General features: G+C 65.7%; 24 protein-coding genes. 16 read left to right on the forward strand and 8 right to left on the reverse strand.

Annotation, left to right across the window (positions count from 1 at the left end):
• On the reverse strand, positions 1-1,118 hold a 1,118-nt coding region (gene groL, locus ACH2CY_RS08820; RefSeq protein ID WP_395018241.1), incomplete at its 3' end, for a chaperonin GroEL.
• Positions 1,119-1,168: 50 nt separating this feature from the next.
• Complete coding sequence (gene groES, locus ACH2CY_RS08825; RefSeq protein WP_395018243.1) at positions 1,169-1,486, reverse strand: co-chaperone GroES; 318 nt, start codon at positions 1,484-1,486, stop codon at positions 1,169-1,171.
• A 383-nt stretch (positions 1,487-1,869) separates the two neighbouring features.
• Here groES and ACH2CY_RS08830 point away from each other — a divergent pair, with 383 nt between their 5' ends.
• Entirely contained in the window at positions 1,870-2,139 is a 270-nt protein-coding gene (locus tag ACH2CY_RS08830; protein WP_395018647.1) for an usg protein, read from the forward strand.
• A gap of 14 nt (positions 2,140-2,153) precedes the next feature.
• On the opposite strand, the gene ACH2CY_RS08835 is transcribed toward ACH2CY_RS08830, so the two are convergent.
• Positions 2,154-2,978, reverse strand: coding sequence for a hypothetical protein (locus ACH2CY_RS08835; RefSeq protein ID WP_395018245.1), 825 nt, complete (start codon positions 2,976-2,978; stop codon positions 2,154-2,156).
• Between the two features lie 79 nt (positions 2,979-3,057).
• Between ACH2CY_RS08835 and ACH2CY_RS08840 the strand changes: the two genes are divergently transcribed.
• Genes ACH2CY_RS08840 through ACH2CY_RS08850 form a run of 3 tightly spaced genes read left to right on the forward strand, consistent with a single transcriptional unit; the run spans position 3,058 to position 4,734 of the window.
• Complete coding sequence (locus ACH2CY_RS08840) at positions 3,058-3,639, forward strand: YqaA family protein (RefSeq protein ID WP_395018247.1); 582 nt, start codon at positions 3,058-3,060, stop codon at positions 3,637-3,639.
• A 7-nt stretch (positions 3,640-3,646) separates the two neighbouring features.
• A complete protein-coding gene (locus tag ACH2CY_RS08845) occupies positions 3,647-4,174 on the forward strand; it encodes a disulfide bond formation protein B (RefSeq protein ID WP_395018249.1) in 528 nt (175 codons plus the stop codon).
• Positions 4,171-4,734 carry a demethoxyubiquinone hydroxylase family protein gene (locus tag ACH2CY_RS08850; protein WP_395018250.1) on the forward strand — a complete coding sequence of 188 codons (564 nt, stop codon included), beginning with the start codon at positions 4,171-4,173 and terminating at the stop codon, positions 4,732-4,734. Before ACH2CY_RS08845 ends, ACH2CY_RS08850 begins: the two co-directional genes overlap by 4 nt.
• 69 nt (positions 4,735-4,803) lie before the next feature.
• On the opposite strand, the gene ACH2CY_RS08855 is transcribed toward ACH2CY_RS08850, so the two are convergent.
• The 3 genes from ACH2CY_RS08855 to ACH2CY_RS08865 form a co-directional block, all read right to left on the reverse strand.
• Positions 4,804-5,394, reverse strand: coding sequence for a YitT family protein (locus ACH2CY_RS08855; RefSeq protein ID WP_395018252.1), 591 nt, complete (start codon positions 5,392-5,394; stop codon positions 4,804-4,806).
• 13 nt (positions 5,395-5,407) lie between these two features.
• Positions 5,408-6,553 carry a 2'-deoxycytidine 5'-triphosphate deaminase gene (locus ACH2CY_RS08860; RefSeq protein WP_395018253.1) on the reverse strand — a complete coding sequence of 382 codons (1,146 nt, stop codon included), beginning with the start codon at positions 6,551-6,553 and terminating at the stop codon, positions 5,408-5,410.
• A 307-nt stretch (positions 6,554-6,860) separates the two neighbouring features.
• Positions 6,861-7,433 carry an HNH endonuclease gene (locus tag ACH2CY_RS08865; RefSeq protein WP_395018254.1) on the reverse strand — a complete coding sequence of 191 codons (573 nt, stop codon included), beginning with the start codon at positions 7,431-7,433 and terminating at the stop codon, positions 6,861-6,863.
• 126 nt (positions 7,434-7,559) lie between these two features.
• Here ACH2CY_RS08865 and ACH2CY_RS08870 point away from each other — a divergent pair, with 126 nt between their 5' ends.
• From ACH2CY_RS08870 to ACH2CY_RS08910, 9 genes are read left to right on the forward strand one after another with little or no spacing between them, the layout of a single operon-like run.
• Positions 7,560-7,778 carry a hypothetical protein gene (locus tag ACH2CY_RS08870; RefSeq protein WP_395018256.1) on the forward strand — a complete coding sequence of 73 codons (219 nt, stop codon included), beginning with the start codon at positions 7,560-7,562 and terminating at the stop codon, positions 7,776-7,778.
• A gap of 22 nt (positions 7,779-7,800) precedes the next feature.
• Positions 7,801-8,547 carry a prolipoprotein diacylglyceryl transferase family protein gene (locus ACH2CY_RS08875; protein WP_395018257.1) on the forward strand — a complete coding sequence of 249 codons (747 nt, stop codon included), beginning with the start codon at positions 7,801-7,803 and terminating at the stop codon, positions 8,545-8,547.
• Positions 8,498-9,952: a radical SAM protein gene (locus tag ACH2CY_RS08880; RefSeq protein ID WP_395018258.1), complete on the forward strand. Its 1,455-nt coding sequence runs from the start codon at positions 8,498-8,500 to the stop codon at positions 9,950-9,952. The genes ACH2CY_RS08875 and ACH2CY_RS08880 overlap by 50 nt, the downstream gene beginning before the upstream one ends.
• A gap of 15 nt (positions 9,953-9,967) precedes the next feature.
• Positions 9,968-10,255, forward strand: coding sequence for a hypothetical protein (locus ACH2CY_RS08885; protein ID WP_395018260.1), 288 nt, complete (start codon positions 9,968-9,970; stop codon positions 10,253-10,255).
• Positions 10,242-10,508: a hypothetical protein gene (locus tag ACH2CY_RS08890; RefSeq protein ID WP_395018261.1), complete on the forward strand. Its 267-nt coding sequence runs from the start codon at positions 10,242-10,244 to the stop codon at positions 10,506-10,508. Before ACH2CY_RS08885 ends, ACH2CY_RS08890 begins: the two co-directional genes overlap by 14 nt.
• Positions 10,498-10,956 (forward strand): hypothetical protein, encoded by a 459-nt coding sequence (locus tag ACH2CY_RS08895; protein WP_395018263.1) that lies wholly within the window; start codon positions 10,498-10,500, stop codon positions 10,954-10,956. The genes ACH2CY_RS08890 and ACH2CY_RS08895 overlap by 11 nt, the downstream gene beginning before the upstream one ends.
• Complete coding sequence (locus tag ACH2CY_RS08900) at positions 10,953-11,246, forward strand: hypothetical protein (protein WP_395018265.1); 294 nt, start codon at positions 10,953-10,955, stop codon at positions 11,244-11,246. Before ACH2CY_RS08895 ends, ACH2CY_RS08900 begins: the two co-directional genes overlap by 4 nt.
• Positions 11,243-11,548: a hypothetical protein gene (locus tag ACH2CY_RS08905; protein ID WP_395018266.1), complete on the forward strand. Its 306-nt coding sequence runs from the start codon at positions 11,243-11,245 to the stop codon at positions 11,546-11,548. The genes ACH2CY_RS08900 and ACH2CY_RS08905 overlap by 4 nt, the downstream gene beginning before the upstream one ends.
• Positions 11,538-12,146 (forward strand): GNAT family N-acetyltransferase, encoded by a 609-nt coding sequence (locus ACH2CY_RS08910; RefSeq protein ID WP_395018267.1) that lies wholly within the window; start codon positions 11,538-11,540, stop codon positions 12,144-12,146. Before ACH2CY_RS08905 ends, ACH2CY_RS08910 begins: the two co-directional genes overlap by 11 nt.
• On the opposite strand, the gene ACH2CY_RS08915 is transcribed toward ACH2CY_RS08910, so the two are convergent.
• The gene (locus ACH2CY_RS08915; RefSeq protein ID WP_395018268.1) at positions 12,119-12,940 is read right to left on the reverse strand and encodes a helix-turn-helix transcriptional regulator; all 822 of its coding nucleotides are present in this window, start codon (positions 12,938-12,940) and stop codon (positions 12,119-12,121) included. The genes ACH2CY_RS08910 and ACH2CY_RS08915 overlap by 28 nt on opposite strands.
• Before the next feature lie 116 nt (positions 12,941-13,056).
• Between ACH2CY_RS08915 and ACH2CY_RS08920 the strand changes: the two genes are divergently transcribed.
• From ACH2CY_RS08920 to ACH2CY_RS08930, 3 genes are all read left to right on the forward strand, one after another.
• Positions 13,057-13,434 carry a VOC family protein gene (locus ACH2CY_RS08920; protein ID WP_395018269.1) on the forward strand — a complete coding sequence of 126 codons (378 nt, stop codon included), beginning with the start codon at positions 13,057-13,059 and terminating at the stop codon, positions 13,432-13,434.
• Between the two features lie 108 nt (positions 13,435-13,542).
• Positions 13,543-14,496 (forward strand): glutathione S-transferase family protein, encoded by a 954-nt coding sequence (locus ACH2CY_RS08925; protein WP_395018271.1) that lies wholly within the window; start codon positions 13,543-13,545, stop codon positions 14,494-14,496.
• A gap of 154 nt (positions 14,497-14,650) precedes the next feature.
• A complete protein-coding gene (locus tag ACH2CY_RS08930) occupies positions 14,651-17,227 on the forward strand; it encodes a PAS-domain containing protein (protein ID WP_395018648.1) in 2,577 nt (858 codons plus the stop codon).
• Here ACH2CY_RS08930 and ACH2CY_RS08935 read toward each other — a convergent pair whose 3' ends face one another.
• Positions 17,228-17,773, reverse strand: a complete 546-nt coding sequence (locus ACH2CY_RS08935; RefSeq protein ID WP_395018272.1) for a tetratricopeptide repeat protein — start codon at positions 17,771-17,773, stop codon at positions 17,228-17,230.
• Positions 17,774-17,842: the final 69 nt, after the last annotated feature.

The raw sequence follows: 17,842 nt of genomic DNA on the forward strand, positions 1-17,842 counted from the left end.
GCCAGCTTGGCCAGACGCTCGGCCAGCTTTTCCTTGTCGTACTCGCTGGTGGTCTCTTCGATCTGGGCGCGGATCTGGTTGCAGCGACCCTCGATCTCCTTCTTCTTGCCGGCGCCGTCGACGATGGTGGTGTTCTCTTTCTCGATCTGCACCTTCTTCGCCTTGCCGAGCATGTCGAGCGTGACGCTCTCCAGCTTGATGCCCAGGTCTTCGGAGATGACCTGGCCGCCGGTCAGGATCGCGATGTCCTCGAGCATCGCCTTGCGGCGATCGCCGAAGCCCGGCGCCTTCACGGCCGCGACCTTCAGGCCGCCGCGCAGCTTATTGACGACCAGGGTCGCCAGCGCCTCGCCTTCCACGTCCTCGGAGATGATGAGGAGCGGACGGCCCGACTGCACCACGGCCTCGAGGACCGGGAGCATCGCCTGCAGCGACGAGAGCTTCTTCTCGTGCAGGAGGATGTAGGGGTTCTCCAGCTCGGTGATCATCTTCTCGGCGTTGGTGATGAAGTACGGCGAGAGATAGCCACGGTCGAACTGCATGCCTTCGACGACTTCGAGCTCGGTCTCGAGGCCCTTCGCCTCTTCGACGGTGATGACACCCTCGTTGCCGACCTTCTGCATGGCCTTGGCGATCATGTCGCCGATTTCCTTCTCGCCGTTGGCGGAGATGGTGCCAACCTGGGCGATTTCCTCGGAGGTCGAGACCTTCTTGGAGCGCTTCTTCACGTCCTCGACGACGGCTTCCACCGCCGCGTCGATGCCGCGCTTCAGGTCCATCGGGTTGAGACCCGCCGCAACGGCCTTGGCGCCTTCGCGAACGATCGCCTGGGCCAGCACGGTCGCGGTGGTGGTGCCGTCACCGGCGAGGTCGTTGGTCTTCGACGCGACCTCGCGCAGCATCTGCGCGCCCATGTTCTCGAACTTATCGCCGAGCTCGATCTCCTTGGCGACGGTGACGCCGTCCTTGGTGATGCGCGGCGCGCCGAACGACTTGTCGATGACGACGTTGCGGCCCTTCGGGCCGAGGGTCACCTTCACCGCGTTGGCGAGGATGTCGACACCGCGGAGCATGCGCTCGCGGGCGTCGCCGGAAAAGCGGACGTCTTTAGCAGCCATTGTTCTCTATCCTTCTGAGTGTGGTGGAAGCGGCGCTGAGTGAGCGATGCTTACTCGGCGGCCTTCTTCTTCGAAGCGGTGCCCTCGATGATGCCGAGGATGTCCGACTCCTTCATGATCAGCAGGTCTTCACCGTCGATCTTCACCTCGGTGCCCGACCACTTGCCGAACAGGATGCGGTCGCCGGCCTTCACGTCCAGCGGCGTGAGCTTGCCTTCCTCGGACTTCAGGCCCGCGCCGGCGGCGATGACTTCGCCCTCTTGCGGCTTTTCCTTGGCGGTGTCGGGAATAATGATGCCCCCCGCGGTCTTCTCAACGCCTTCGATGCGGCGCACGAGAACGCGGTCGTGAAGCGGGCGGAACTTCATGGAGATCCTCCGTATGGATTGAAAGTGGCGTCCCTGGTTCCGCCGGAGGAGGATGTTGGAGCCTTCTGAACCCAGCGGGCTGTTAGCACTCTCATCCGACGAGTGCCAGCGATGTAGGCCCAGACCCTCCGGCCGTCAAGGTCTAAGAGTCCGGAAATGCTCGCAAATTCATCAATCCAGCGCGCTGCGCTTCAGCCGCCCGGCAGCAATCCCACCGCTTGAGTGCTAACCATCTGAAAAACAAGCACTCTTCAAGCGTTTGTTAAGGAACGAAGACCAAGCTCAATGCTATGGTTAAGCGTGGGTCTGAGTCGCTGGCTTCGATCCCTTGAAGGACCAAGGCAGGCGCGGGACCCGGTCATCACAGACTGGAGGTTGCCTTGATCGCGCGTTCCGGACTGGCACTGCAGCTCAATCATTTCCGGCTGACCACCGCCCAAATCCTCTATCACATGCCCGATCATCCGGGCCTGCTGCAGACCTATGTCTGGCAGGATTACGACCTCGCCCCGAAATTCCCGACCCTCCGCAAGTTCCTGGATTTCTGGACCCGCAACCTCGACGGCAAGCTGCACTCGGTCCAGGTCGCCAGCTGCGAGCTGCTGCAGGCCCCGCAATGGCGCAACGCCCAGGCGCTGCTGACGGTGCACTGAGCGCCCGGCTCAGCTCAGGCGCCGCAATACGACGAAGCGAGTGTCTTCAGTGATCCGTCCGACCAGGCAAAGACCTGGACGCCGCCCCATTCGTAGCCTGACTCGTAGACGGCGAGGTCGAACCGGCCGCTGCCGGTGAAGTCCGGCAAGGCCTGGATCTCGTACTGCGCCGCGATGAAGTGTTCCTGGTCCAGGCCGATGATGTAGCCGGCATGGGCTGCCACCTTGAAACCCGCGTCGCTCAAGGCGCCCACCGCGACGAACGAGAAGTCACCCGGCTTCTCCCCAAGAAAGAAACCGGACAGGTCGCGTCCCTTGGTCATCGCCTCGACGATCGTCTCGGGCTTGCCGTCGCCGTCGAGATCCGCCTGCAGCGCGCGCAGGATCGCCACCTTCGGCTTCTTCAATCCCTTGTCGCTGAGATAGGCGGCAACCCCTTTGGCCAGCTTTGGATCGGCGCTCGGAATCTCCTTTGCTTCCGCAATCGAGATCGGCGCCGTCGAAACGAGGATTCTTTGGTCACGCTTGACGTTGAGCGGCTTGGAGAAGCCGACGGTCGGACCGCAAGTCTCGCCTTCCGCAATCTCCCCGGCCGTCGCGGTGTCGCGTTCGCCCGGCTGGCTGAGGATATGCAGCTTCCGGCCGGGAAGTGCTGCGAAGCCGGGCGGAAGGAAATCTTCAGCAGCGCCTTCGGGGATGAAGGGCCGCGCCCCGGCCCCGATCTCGTCGCTGTCGCTATAGCCCTGCAGCCAAATCCTTTGCTCCTGCGCCGCCGCGATTGAAGCCGCCGCGCCGCCCGCCAGCAGCGCGGCGATACCGATCCCGGCCGCCCGCGTCATCCTGCGCAATCCTGACCGCATTGCCCGCTCCTCCGAACCCTGTTAGACCCAAGCCCCGGCAACCCCAGGGATAATATCGGTGCTGCGTCGAATTTACGATTGGGTGATGCGGCTTGCCCACCACCCGCGGGCCGCCTGGGCTTTGTTCGCGGTCAGCTTCACCGAAAGCTCCTTCTTCCCGATCCCGCCGGACGCCATGCTGATTCCGATGGTGCTGGCCGACCGCCGCAAGGCCTGGTTCTACGCGCTCGTCTGCACGGTCGCCTCGGTCCTGGGCGCGCTGCTCGGCTACTGGATCGGCCATGCGCTCTATGAGGGCATCGGCAAGCCGATCATTGCCTTCTATCATCTCGAGCCCTCGATGCAGAGCTTCATCGACGACTTCAACGAATGGGGCCTCTGGATCATCCTGATCAAGGGCCTGACCCCCATCCCCTATAAGCTGGTGACCATCGCCAGCGGGGTGGCCGGTTTCGCGCTCGCCCCCTTTATCCTGGCCTCGATCGCGACCCGCGGATTGCGCTTTTTTTTGGTGGCCGGATTGCTCTATTTTTACGGAGAACCGATCCGGGACTTCATCGAACGCCGCCTGACCCTGGTTACCACCGCCTTCGTCGTCCTGGTGGTCGGCGGTTTCGTGGTTCTCAAATATCTCGGCTGAGGAAAAATTGGCCCGCACCTATTCGCAGTTCCAGCACCGCCGCGCCGCCGGCATCGATCCCCGCGACGTGCCCTGGATCGTGACCCTCATGGCCTTCGCCGCCCTCTGCGTCGCCTGGCTGGCGCAATACGGCGCCGGCCTCGCCCCTTGCGAGCTCTGCTATCTGGCGCGCTATGCCTACTGGGCCACGATCGCGCTCGGCATCGTCGCGATCTTCTTCAGCCGCAAGCCCAAGGCGCGCAAGTTCTGGCTCACCCTGGTCGGCCTGGGTTTCCTGGCCGTGGTCGGCATCTCGATCTTCCATGTCGGCGTCGAGCAGGGCTGGTGGCAAGGCAGCTCGGCCTGTGTCGGCGAAAGCACCGCCGGCATGAGCACTGAAGATCTGACCAACGCCATCATGAACGCACCCGTCACCCGCTGCGACGAGCCCGCCTTCGTCTTCCTCGGCATCTCCATGGCCGGGTATGACGCGATCTACGCGGCCTTGCTCGCCTGGTTCACCTTCTGGGGCGCCACCCGGCGCGCGCATCGATGAGCGCTGCCGAAAAGCGCACCGCGGAAGACCGCCTGCCCGGTGATCCGACCAAGGCGCAGCTGATCGACCGCATCATTCGCGTCGATCACGCCGGCGAATACGGCGCGAAGCGGATCTACGAAGGCCAGCTCGCCATGCTGAAAGGCAAGCCCGAGGCCGCGGTGGTGCGCCATATGTACGAGCAGGAACTCCAGCACCTGAAGGAATTCGAGCGCCTGATGGTGGAGCGCCGCGCGCGCCCGTCGGCGCTCACGCCGCTCTGGCATGTCGCCGGCTTCGCGTTGGGTGCCGCGACCGCGCTGATAGGCCCGAAGGCCGCGATGGCCTGCACCGTCGCGGTCGAAGAGGTGATCGACGAGCACTACCGCGAGCAGGCGGAAAAGCTCGGCGCCGACGAGAAGCCACTGCAGGCGACGATCGAAAGATTCCGCGCCGAGGAAGTGCAGCACCGCGACACCGGCCTGGCGCACGGCGCCGAACAAGCCGCCGCCTACCCGGTGCTGACATCGGCGATCAAGGCCGGCTCCAGGCTCGCCATCTGGCTCGCCGAGCGGGTCTAAAGGATCCCCCTCCCCCGAATCGGGGGAGGGTAGGGGTGGGGGTACGAGACACCCTCGCTATAGCGAGCCTCACCCCACCAGCCCGAGCTTCTTCTCCAGATCCAGCATCCAGTGCACCAGCGGGCCGATCAGGCAGGCGAAGGCGATCGTGCCGAGCCCCACCGTGCCGCCGAGCCACCAGCCGATCCCGAGCACGCAGACCTCGACGATGGTCCGCGCCACGCGGATCGAGAGGCCGAATTTCTGGTGCAGGCCCAGCATCAGGCCGTCGCGCGGCCCGGCGCCGAGCTTGGTCGGGAGATAGAGCGCGCTGCCGATGCTGATCACCACCACGCCGCCCAGCATCAAGGCCCATTGCATCACGACATCATGGGCCGTCGGAATGAGATCCAGCGCGACATTCGTCATCGGCCCGATGCAGAGCACGTTCAGGACTGTGCCGATGCCGGGCTTCTGACGGAGCGGCAGCCAGAACAGCATCACCACCGCGCCGACGATCATCGCCGCGGTGCCGATCTTCAAGCCAGTCTGGATCGCGACGCCCTGGTGGAAGGCGTCCCACGGCCCCAGGCCGAGATCCGCCCGCACCATCATGGCGATCGCAAGGCCGTAGCAGGCAAAGCCCAAGAACAGGAAGATCCAGCGCTTCAGTTGACGCATGCGAATGGAAGCTTCAGGCGAACTGCTTCGCCAGCTTCAGCCCCTGGTTCTGGTAATTCGAGCCGATCCCCTGGCCATAAAGCTTGTCGGGCCGCGTCGCCATCCGCTCGTAACGCAGCAGGGCGACGGTCTGCCCATGCTCCAGCATGAAGGGTACGTCATGCGAGCGCACTTCCAGCACGCCACGGCTGCCCCCGGTCGAGAGGTCCCAGCCGAAGCCCGGATCGAAGAAGCCGGCGTAATGCACCCGGAACTCGCCGACCGCAGTGTCGTAGGGGATCATCTCGGCCGCGAAATCCGGTGGCACGCGCACCGCCTCGCGTGTCGCCAGGATGTAGAACTCGTCCGGGTCGAGTATCAGCCGCGGCGCGCCGTGACGGTGAATCGGCTCCCAGAAATCGGCGGTATCGTAGACACCGACCTTGTCCACATCGACCCGGTCGGTGTGCTTCTTGGCGCGATAGCCGATCAGCGTGGACTCACGCCCTTCAAGATCGATGGTAACGGCGACATTCTTGCCGCGCAGCGGCTTCGGCGTGCCGTCGAGCTTCACCAGGTCGCCGGCATCGTGCATGCGCTGCAACTCGCTGGCCGCTAGGGCGGGGGAGCCGCGGCGGAAGCGGATCTGGTTCAAGCGCGAGCCTTGCCGCGCGACGATGCTGAAGGTCTTCGGCGTGATCTCCGCAAAGAGCGGACCGGAATAGCCAGGCTCCACTTCGTCGAACACTTGCGCGCGGTCGCAGATCATGCGGGTCAGGATGTCGAGCCGCCCGGTCGAGCTCTTCGGGTTGGTGACCGCGGTGATGCCGCTCTTGAGATCGAGATGTTCCAGCAACGGCACCACATAGACGCAGCCTTTCTCCAGCACCGCGCCTTGGGTGAGGTCGATCGCATAGCCGTCGAGCTCCTTCACCCGGTCGAGCACCGTCGAATCCGGCCCGGGCAGGAAGCTCGCCCGGACCCGATAGGCGACCGGCCCCAGGCGGAGATCCATGCTGGCCGGCTGCAGCTGCGCCGGGTTGATGTCCTCGGTCGCCCAGATCTCCTTCTCGCGGATCATGGTCTGCAGCGCCTGATAGGGCAGCACGCCGGTGCGCACCTCGCGGCTCACCGCGGCGATCGCGGTCTCGACAAACAGGCTGCTGCTCGCTTCCGACATTCCGACTCCCAGGGGCGGCGAAGGGGGCGGCGAAGGGCGCCGCGTCGGGCCAAATGAGCGCAAATCGCCCAGGGAAGCAACCCGCCGTTCATCCCCGATTTTCCGAAGTTATCCACGACTCGGCGCACAGGTGGACGCCACAAACTCAGTCGTCATCCCGGCGCTGGGCGCCGGGATCCACGCCTTGGAAATTGCACCGAAAGAAAGGCGTGGATCCCGGGACCAAGTCCCGGGATGACGGAGAGTACTGAACCGATGGAGACTATCCACAGGCGGCCAGCCCTGTGGACAAAAGCGTGCGCGCGCCTTACCCGGCTTCCAGTTCGGAATCCCAGTAAAGAAAATCCCGCCAACTCTGGTGAAGGTAGTTCGGCGGGAAGGCGCGGCCGTTCTCCTGGAGCTCGAATGTGCTCGGTTGGAACGGTCGCCGCTTCGGGTGCATATGCACCTGGTGCGGCAGCGCGTTGCCCTTGCGCAAGTTGCAGGTCTGGCAGGCGGTGACCACGTTTTCCCAGTTGGTCCGGCCGCCGCGCGAGCGCGGGACCACGTGGTCGAAAGTAAGCTCCGGCGCCGGCGAGCCTTCGCCGCAATACTGGCAGCGGAAGCGGTCGCGCAGGAACACGTTGAACCGGGTGAAGGCCGGCCGCCGTTCCTGGGGAATGAATTCTTTCAGCGCGATGACCGAGGGCAGCTTCATCGAGAAGCTGGGGCTGTGCACCACCCGGTCATATTCCGAGAGGATGCTGACCCGGTCCAGGAACACGGCTTTCACCGTTTCCTGCCAAGGCCATAGGGACAGCGGGAAGTAGCTCAACGGCCGGAAATCGGCGTTGAGGACGAGAGCCGGGCAGGACTCGGGCGAAGCCATCATCATCTGCATTCTCGCTTCCGCGCCTAGAAATAGTCAACTTATCCACAAAGCACAAGATGTTGACACTTGGGCGGGACAGTCTTCACGATCTTGCAATCCGCCGGCTAAGCGGTGACTGGGCTGGAGGCATGCAAGGTGTATTTTGTCGGCTTCCTCTGCACCTTTGCGGCTTGGCTCATGGCGCTTGCCTGGATACCCATCGCGATCGTGGCAGTCGTCGCGATGATTGGGGAGGGCGCTCCTGACGCGACCCTGATCGTCATAATTCTGGCCTGGCCCATCCTCACTTTCGGCATCTTCCGACTGGGGCGGAACCTTCGGATCGGCGCCGACCAATCGGGCACCGTTCGATAGGCGTGATGTCGTGAGCATCCACTTGGTCTTCGACCTGATCGCTTGGGCCTCCGGCGCGCTGATCGGATGGGGGGTGCGTCGCCGCTATCTCGCACACGGTACGCCTTCCGGCTTCCGCCTGTCACAGCACCCCGGCTACATCATCGCCGTCGCTCTCTGTGCCGGCATGGGCGCGCTGCTGGCGGGCGGCGGCAACATGGCGCTGGCCGATCTGCCACCGCTCGGCCACAGCGTGGCCGGCGCTATCGCCGGCGGCATCATCGGTGCCGAGGGTTACAAGCTCGCTTGCGGCATCAAGGGCTCGACCGGCCTGGTCTTCGTGGCGCCGCTTGTGGCCGGGATCGCGATCGGGCGCTGGGGCTGCTTCCTCGCCGGCCTGCCGGACTATACCTATGGCATCCCGACCGGTCTGTCCTGGGGAGTTGATTTCGGCGACGGCATCCCGCGCCATCCGGTGCAGCTCTATGAGAGCTTCGCCATGTTGGGCTTCCTGAGCTGGTTCCTCGTCGTCCTGGAGCGCAACCGCTTAAGTGAATCGCCTTCACTGATGCTGCGTGGCAGCTTCTACATTCTGGTCGGCTTCTACGCCGCACAGCGCTTCGTCTGGGAATTCCTGAAACCCTATCCGCGGGTGCTCGGCCCCTTCGACATGTTCCATTTCCTGATGCTGGCACTTTTCGCGTATAGTCTCTGCATGCTGTGGGGAGAGCAGCGCCGCCATGAACAAGCCCGCAAGCGGAAAACCGGGGCCCAAGCCTTATCCGCGTGAGATCAAGAATCATCTGTTCTTCGGCCAGACCACCTCGCTCTGCGAAACGTGCCTCGCCCTGGTGCCGACCAAGATCCTGATCGAAGGCGACCTGGTCTGGTTCCAGAAGCGCTGCCTCGAACACGGCGTGCAGAAGACCCTGGTCTCGACCGACGCCGCCTACTACCGCAAATGCCACGACTACCTGAAGCCGCCCGACCGGCCGCAGATGCTGCACAGCCGCACCGAATACGGCTGCCCCTATGATTGCGGCCTCTGTCCCGACCATGAGCAGCATTCCTGCCTCGCACTCTTGGAGGTGAACGAGGCCTGCAATCTCAATTGCCCGGTCTGCTTCGCCGAATCCTCGACCGCGCGCACCACGCACCGCTCGCTGGAAGAGATCGAGCGGATGATGAACCTCCTGGTCGAAGCCGAGGGCGAGCCCGACCTGCTGCAGATCAGCGGCGGCGAGCCGACCATCCATCCGCAGATCCTGGAGATCCTGAAGCTCGCCAAGTCGAAGCCGATCCGCCACGTCATGCTGAACACCAACGGTGTGCGGATCGCCAAGGACAAGGATTTCGTGAAGGCGTTGGCCGACCTTCGGCCCGGCTTTGAAGTCTACCTGCAGTTCGATTCCCTGAAGGCCTCGGCGCTGGAAGCGATCCGTGGCGCCGACCTCCGCCGCATCCGCGACCAGGCGCTGGCCAATCTCGAAGAGGCCGGCATCTCCACGACCCTGGTCTGCGTCATCAAGAAGGGCGTCAACGACGACGAGCTCGGCGCCGTCATCGATCACGCGCTGAATTACTCCTGCGTCCGCGGCGTCACCTTCCAGCCGATCCAGGATGCCGGCCGCAATCTCGGTTTCGACAAGAACCGCGACCGCGTGCTCTTGTCCGACATCCGCCGCGGCATCATCGAGCAGTCGCCGCATTTCGGCGCCGACGACGTGATGCCCTTGCCCTGCAATCCGGATGCGATCGCGATCGGCTACGGGCTGCGCCACGGCCGCGAGATCACGCCGATCACCCGCTTCTTCGACCAGAAGACCCTGCTCGACGTGGCGCCCAATGCGATCACCTTCGAGAAGAACCCGGAGCTCAGGCAGCGCCTGTTCGAGCTGATGTCGCTCTCCTGCACCGGCGAAAGCACCGAGCCGACTCTGGCCAACTTCCTCTGCTGCCTGCCGCAATTCGAGGTGCCGAAGGAACTCGGCTACGACAAGGTGTTCCGGGTCGTGATCGTGCAGTTCCTCGACCGCTTCAATTTCTGCATCGCCTCGGTGAAGCGCTCCTGCATCCATTTCGTGACGCCGGAAATGCAGCTCATCCCCTTCGACACCTACAACCTCTTCTACCGCAATGGCCTGGTCGACAAGTTCCGCAACGGTGCAGCGCGCGGCGCAAAGGTGCCGGTGTGACGGTGAGGGGCCGCATTGCAAGAGCCTAGTTCTTCCGCATCCGCCCCGACGCCCGGCACCTACGCCGTCTGGGCCATCGTTGTGATGGTGCTGGGCTGGCTGATCGCGATCGCGACCGGTCTCTGCGGCGGCGCCTTCATCATCTCCGGCATCGCCGACGGTTCGGCATACAGCAGCGCCGTGATCATGGCCGGCCTGATCCTCGGCGGGGTGCCCTGCCTGGTCGGCGTCGGCATGATCCTCGCCGCGCGCAAATGGGGCCGGCGCAAGCCGCCGTCGGCCAGTCCCGATGTCTTCACCTGAGCCGCAACAGGATCTCGGTCTCGACCGCTACACGGCGTCCCGCGGCCTGGGCTGTCTCGCCGTGGCGGGCCTTGCGGTGTTGTCGCTCTTTCTCAGTGTGCTGGGTATCTGCGTCCAGCCCTCACCGATCTTTTGGCTGACGCGGTTGCTGGGCGGTGACGGCGGAGCCTTCATCGCGGCCGTCCTGATCATCGCTGCCGTGATCTTTTTCGCAATCTACATCGTCATAGCGGCGGCGCTACGTGACCGTTGATCCCGCCCCCGTCGCGCCACGCCGCGGTTTGCGCACCTATCCGGCCTGGGCACTCATCCTCCTGCTGCTCGGCTGGGCCATCGTCGCTGTGACCCTGGCGCATGCGGTGGATTTCGCGCTGCCGATCCTGACCGACGATATCTACGGCCGCTGGGTGTTTCTCGCGGGGACCGGCGTCGTCGCTACGATCGGGATAGCGGCGGGCCTGGCGCTGGTCGCGATCGCCGGGGCCGGCCGGCGCGACGGCAAGACGGGGCGCTGGAAGCTCTGGGCCAAGCTGCTCCTCCTGCTGGGCGCTGTACTCTGTATCGAAATTCCACTGCTGATGATCGCCGCCGGCCAGTTCGCGTCTATCTTCGCCGACCTCGTGCTGTTCTTCGGCTGGATCCCATTCGTGCTGGGCGCACTGCTGATCCTGGCGGCCTTGATCTGGGGCCGCCGCCGATGAGCGCCGATCCATCGCCCTCGACCGGCCAGCGCGGCTGCTGGGGCGTCGCCCTCGTCATCCTTGGCGGCCTGATCGCGCTGCTCTCCGGTCTCTGCGCCGGCGGCAGCATCATCGGCGGCGTCATTGATGTCTGGAACGGCGACGCCACCATCCCGCAAGCACTCGGCCCGGTTCTGCCGTTCCTGCTCGTCGGCCTGCCTTTCCTCGCCATCGGGATCGCGCTGATTGTCTGGGGCCTGCGCCTGCAAGCGCGCCGACAGCAACCGCAGCACCCTGAGGATGTCCGGTGACCAGCCCCACGCCCGACGCGCCTAAGGACAGCCCCGATCCGAATCCGGCTACGCCCGCCGGACCGCCGGTCCGCCAGGCAGCCAGTGGCTGCCTCAGCACCTTCGTCATGCTCTGGGGATTGGCCTTCCTGCTGGTCGGGATCCTGATCGCGGGGGTGTCTGGGTATTGCGGCTCTGTCCTTGTCGGCGGCGGCGGCGCGGGCGCGCGGGATCTCGCCGGGATCTTCGTCACAGGTCTGATCTTCGGCATCCTGCTCTGCGTCGTCGGCTATTTCATGATGCGCCGGGGACTTGACCGCTGATGTCGACCCCGCGAAGGTCGGGCCGACCCTGCACACGAAAGACCATCGCAGCATGACCGTGATCGCACCGCTGACCATTCCCGTCCTCGACACCCCACGCCTCACCCTGCGCGGGCATCGCCGCGAAGACTTCGACGCCGTCGCCGCCATGTGGGCCGACATGGAGGTCGCGCGCCATATCAGCGGCAAGCCCTCCACCCGCGAGGAATCCTGGGCGCGGCTGCTGCGCTATGGCGGGCTGTGGAACTTCCTCGGCTACGGCTATTGGGTGGTGGAGGAGAAGGCGAGCGGCGACTTCGTCGGCGAGGTCGGGCTGGCGAACTTCCAGCGCGAGACCGAGCCGCCGCTCGGCGATTATCCGGAAGCTGGCTGGGTGCTTTCGCCGAAAGCCCATGGCAAGGGTTACGCGACCGAAGCCGTCAAGGCGGTCCTGGCCTGGTCCGACCGGGCCTTGAAGACGCCGGTGGTCTGCATCGTGGCGCCGGAGAATCCCGCCTCGATCCGCATCGCCGAGAAATGCGGCTTCCGCGAAGTGGCGCGCGGCACCTACAAGACCTGGCCGACCTTGTTCTATCGCCGCGAGGTTCCGGCGCGATAAGCACCGGGATTCACGCCCGTCACCTTCTTGAAGCGGCGGTTGAAGGTCGAGAGGTCGTTGAAGCCGGCCTCGAAGGCGATGGCGGAAATCTCGTCTTGGCTGCGCTTCAGCCGCAAGGCGGCGCGGTGCATTCGGTTGCGCAGCAGGTATTGATGCGGCGCCAGGCCGACCACCTGCCGGAAGGTCCGCAGGAAATGATAGGGGCTCATCGCCGCCCGGCCCGCCAGATCGTCGAGCGTATAGCTCTCCTCCGATTGCGCCGCGAGGGTGCGCACGATTGCGGTCACCCGCTTGATGTCGCGCGCGCTCGGCTCGCGCGCGCGTTTCGGCGCATCGGCCAGGATGCCGACCACCGCACCCGCCAGCCGCAGCGCGATCTCCTCGAAGGCAGCCGGGTCGTTTTCATCCCGCGCCGCTTCCGCCTCGGCGAACAGCGGCGCCAGGATTTCCAGCGGCGGCAATTGCGGCCGGGTGACCGCGCTCCGCCTGGCGCCGGGGACCGCGGCGACGATCTCTTCCCAGACCGCCGCTGAAAAGTGGAAGGCGGTGCAGCGGTCGCCGACCCCGTGCTCATGGCCGCATTCGTAGCAGACGCCGGGGGCACCCAGCATCACCGCGCCCGGCGTCAGCACCGCGGCGCCGAGACTGGAGCGATACTGGAAGGTGCCTTCGCTGACCTGCGCGATGGCGACCGCGCGATGCTGCTCTTCGAAGGCCGCCGTCTCCGGGCCCGCCCGGCACAGGATGTCCTGCACCATCCAGCCGCGGCCGGAGGCGAGGATTCGGGCGGACATCTTGGGGTCCTCAGGCACCGCTTCGCTCATGCGTACAGAATAGCAACTTTTCCCAAGCGGCGTCACCGCCCGATTGCCTAGATGGAGGCACATGAGCCCGAAGGAAAGGAATCATCATGTTCAATCACATCTCGATCGGCGTGCGGGATATCGGCCGCACCAAGAAATTCTACGATGCCGCCTTGAAGCCGCTCGGCTTCAAATGCTTGAGCGAAGGCGCGGATTCGCTGGGTTACGGCGCGGCGGAAGTGGCGCTCTGGATCGGCCAGGTGGCGAAGCCGGCGCCGATCGACGAGAAGGCCAACCTGCATTTCTGCTTCGATGCCGGCAGCCGCAAGGCGGTCGATGCCTTCCATGACGGCGCGATGAAATCGGGCGGCAAGGACAACGGCAAGCCCGGCCTCCGGAAGGATTACGGCGACAACTACTACGCCGCTTTCGTCATCGACCCCGACGGCTATCGTCTCGAAGCCTATTGCGGCCAAGCGAAATAGCCAGCCCTGGCCGGATCCCGTCCGCGGATGCGGACATTCGTCCGCGGGACCCTTTCATCCGGCAACTCGAGCGCCCATGTTTCACACCTGCAATCTCCGGAGTGAAGCATGGGCCTCCTTGTCGACGGCGTCTGGCAGGACAAATGGTACGACACGGACTCGCAGAAGGGCCGTTTCGTGCGCGCGGAAAGCCGGTTCCGCAACTGGGTCACCGCTGATGGATCACCCGGTCCTTCGGGCGAAGGCGGCTTCAAGGCCGAAGCGGGGCGCTATCACCTCTACGTCTCCTATGCCTGCCCCTGGGCCCACCGCACCCTGATCTTCCGCGCGCTCAAAGGCCTCGAGAGCATGATCTCGCTCTCGGTGGTGAACTGGCATATGGGCGAACGCGGCTGGACCTTCAATCCCGGCCCCGGCGTGATCCCGGATCCGATCCACCAGGCGAAGGCGCTCGCCGACGTCTATGTCGCGGCCGACCCGAAATTTTCCGGCCGCGTGACCGTGCCGGTGCTCTGGGACAAGCAGCGCGGCACGATCGTGAACAACGAGTCTTCGGAGATCATCCGCATGCTGAACAGCGCCTTCGACGGGTTGGGCGCGAAACCGGGCGACTATTATCCGCCGGATCTCCGCGCGGAGATCGATGGCTTGAACGCGCGGATCTACGACACCGTCAACAACGGCGTCTACAAGGCCGGCTTCGCGACGCGCCAGGCGGCCTATGAAGAGGCGCTGCACCCGCTGTTCGAAACGCTCGATTGGCTGGAGGCGCGGCTCACGTCGTGCCGCTACCTCTGCAGCGACCGCGTCACCGAGGCGGATTGGCGGCTGTTCACCACCTTGCTGCGCTTCGACCCGGTCTATGTCGGGCATTTCAAGTGCAACATCCGCCGCATCGCCGACTACCGGCAGCTCTCGCGTTATCTGGTCGACCTGCTCGGCTTTCCCGGCGTGCGCGGGACCGTGCATCTCGATCACATCAAGCATCACTATTACGGCAGCCACAGGACCATCAACCCCACCGGCATCGTGCCGGTCGGGCCTGAGCTCGACTGGGCGTGACCGGAATTCGCGCGATTGATGCAAAAGCCGCCCGGCTCTGCAGCATATGATTGAATGCAGGCCATGGACCTGCGGGCCATTGGTTACCGCCGGGCCGCAGCGCTATGATCGGGTCCTTGGGTCGCCCTGATGGGGTGCAGGGACCAGTTTGACCATGGTGCAGATCGGCCAGTTCATGCTGGGGCTGACGCAGAATGTCAGCCTGTTGGCGCTTCTGATCGTCGGCTATGTCTGGATCCGGCGCGTGCCGCAGATGACGCCCGCGCTGCGCGACACGGCGATCGGCCTGCTGTTCGGCCTGGGCGCGGTCGCGGCGATCCTGACCAGCATCGATCTCGGCACCGGCCTGCTGCTCGACGGCCGCACCATCCTGGTGGCGCTGGCGCCGCTGTTCGGCGGCTGGATCGCGGCGCTGCTCACCGATGTGATGGCGATCGGCTTCCGCATCTGGCTGGGCGGGCCGCTGCATGCACCCTGGCTCGACATGGTGGTCGCCAGCCTGCTCGGCATCGCCTTCTGGCGGCTGCAGCGCCGGCGCGGCGGTCGCCCGGGCTTCCTGCATCTCTGGCTGCTCGGCATCCTGATCTCCGGCATCAACCTCTCCCTCATCCTGCTGCGCGGCGCGGAATTGACGGCGGTTCACGCCGGCAGCCTGTTCGAGGCGCTGGCCGCGCCGCTGCTGATCGTCAATCCGCTCGCCACCGCCATTCTCGGTCTTGCCCTCCAGCGCGAGGACGATCGGCTGGATCTTGAGCGCCGCCTCGACGAGCAGACCGATCTGTTCAAGGCGATCTTCGGCGCCATGAGCGACGGCGTCACCGTCGCCAACGCCAAGGGCGAGATGGTGATGCGCAACCCGAAGGCGGTCGAGCTGGCGGGCGCCACGCCCAAGCTGCCCGCGATCAAGGACTGGGACCTGGCCTTCGGCACCCAGGAGGTCGATGGCGACCGGCCGTTTCCGGGCACCGAGCTGCCGCTGGTCCGGGCGGTCCGCGGCGAAAGCAGCGACGACGTCGAGCTGGATGTGGTCCGGATCCAGGACGGCTCACGGCGCACCTTGAGCGTCAGCGGTCGGCCGCTGCTGGACCGCGACGGCAAGCCGCGCGGCGGCGTGGCGGTGTTCCGCGACATCACCGCCCAGCGCCGCGCCGCCCAGGCGCTGCAGAAGAGCGAGCTGCGGCTGAAAGATGCGATCAGCGCGATGGACAGCGGCTTCGCCTTGTACGACGCCGAGGATCGCCTCGTGCTCTGCAACGAGGCCTTCATCGACGAGGGCCAGCGCCGGGTCTTCGGCAATCCGATCGGCCACAGCTTCGAGGAGATCGTCCGCGCCTTCATGCACGGCGACCCGACCGCGGTCGCGGCGCGCGAGGATCCCGAGGCCTTTCTGCGCTGGCGGCTGGAGCTGCACCGCACGCCGCCGGAGACGCCGACCGAAATGCTGCATACCGACGGCCAGTGGATGCGCTTCACCGAGCGGGTCACCGCCGAAGGCGGCCGGGTTGCGATCTGGACCGATGTCACGCCGCTGAAGCAGGCCGAGCTGCGGCTGCGCAACGCCATCGACAACGTCGACGCCGGCTTCGCGCTGCTCGATCCCGATTTGCGCTTCGTCACCTTCAACCAGCGCCTGCTCGAGCAATATCCCAGGAGCGCGCATCTGGTGGTGGAGGGCGCGCGCCTGGAGGACGTCATCCGCTACGGGGCGGCGCACGGCGAATATGCCGGGGTCGCCGCGCCGGCCGAGATCGAGGCCCTGATCGCCGGCGTCAAGGCGAGCTTTGCCGGCGAACGCGACGTCTCGGGCGAGGTGGAGCTCGCCGACGGGCGCTGGTCGCTGGTCAACCGGCATCGCACCGAGGACGGCGGCCACGTGGTGATCCGCACCGACGTGACCGCATTGAAGCGCCAGCAGCGCGATCTCGAAGCGGCCAACCGCAAGCTCCAGGACCATGCGGCGGAGCTGGCGGCCCTGGCTTCGAAGCTGGACGAGGAAAAGCATCGCGCCGACGCCGCCAACCAGGAGAAGTCGATCTTCCTGGCCGGCATGTCGCACGAGATCCGCACGCCCTTGAACGGCATCCTCGGCTTTGCAGACATGATCACCCAGGAGATCTACGGCCCGGTCGCGCCGCCGCGCTACCGCGACTATGCCGAGCTCATCCACCAGAGCGGCGCGCATCTGCTGTCGCTGATCAACGACATCCTCGATCTCTCGAAGATCGAGGCCGGCAAGGCCGAGCTCAGGATCGAGGCGCTGCGGCCGCGCGCGCTGGCCGAGGCGGCGGTGACCCTGGTCGCGCGGCTGGCCCGCGACAATGGCGTTGGCCTGGGCGTGGACCTCGACCCCGAATGCGAGGCGGTGCAGGCCGACGCGCGTTCCGCCAAGCAGATGATCCTCAACCTGCTCTCCAACGCGGTCAAGTTCACGCCGTGCGGCGGCGAGGTGCGGCTCTCGATCCGCCGCGCCGGGGCAAGCGGCGTCGAGATCGCGGTTCGCGATAACGGTGTCGGCATGACCGAGGAGGAACTGCGGACCGCGCTCGCGGTCTATGGCCAGGTCGATGGCGTCGCCTCGCGGCTCCACGGCACCGGACTGGGCTTGCCGCTGACCAAGGCGCTGGCCGAGCTCCATGGCGGCCGGCTGGAGATCGTCAGCCGCAAGGGCGCCGGCACCACCGCGACGATCCACCTGCCGCAGGGCGCGGCCGGCGAGCGCCGCACCGCTTGACTACTGTGCGTGTTCCTTGCGCCATTGATCGGCGCGTTTCGCCGCCTCGGCCTGGCCTTCGGCGCCAAGCTCCTGCGCGAGCTTGTCGCGGGTGGTGACCGCGACCTGCTTCGACAAGGGATCCGGCATTCCCTCGGCGCCGATCAGCAGCCATTTCAGCGCCTCGATCTTGTCCGGCTTGCCGTCCGCGGTGCCGGTGCCGGTCAGCAGGTTGCCGGCCAGCGTCACCTGCGCCTCGGCAAAGCCGTGCTCGGCGGCGCGGCGGAACCAGTCGTTGGCCGCCTTCTCGTCGCGCACCACGCCATGCCCGGCCGCGGTCATCAGCCCGAGCGCATTCTCCGCCGCCGGATAGCCGCCCTCCGCCGCCTTGCGATAGAAGGCGAGCGCCTGCGCGTAGTCGAGGGTGACACCGCCGTTGCCGCGCTCGAACTGCGTGCCCTTGGCGAAGTCGGCGGCGAGTTCTTCCTGGGTGGGCGGGAGCGGCTCCGAACGCCAGATGAAGGCGCCGAGCCCCGCCAGCAGGATGACGGCGAAGACCGCGCCCACGATGAGCGCGACATGAGAACGGGTGAACTGCAGAGCGGCCTCCTTCGGAAAAAGAACGAGGAGACTAGA

Origin of the sequence: Dongia sp. (assembly GCF_041905885.1) — a bacterium.
Classification (GTDB): Bacteria; Pseudomonadota; Alphaproteobacteria; order Dongiales; family Dongiaceae; genus Dongia.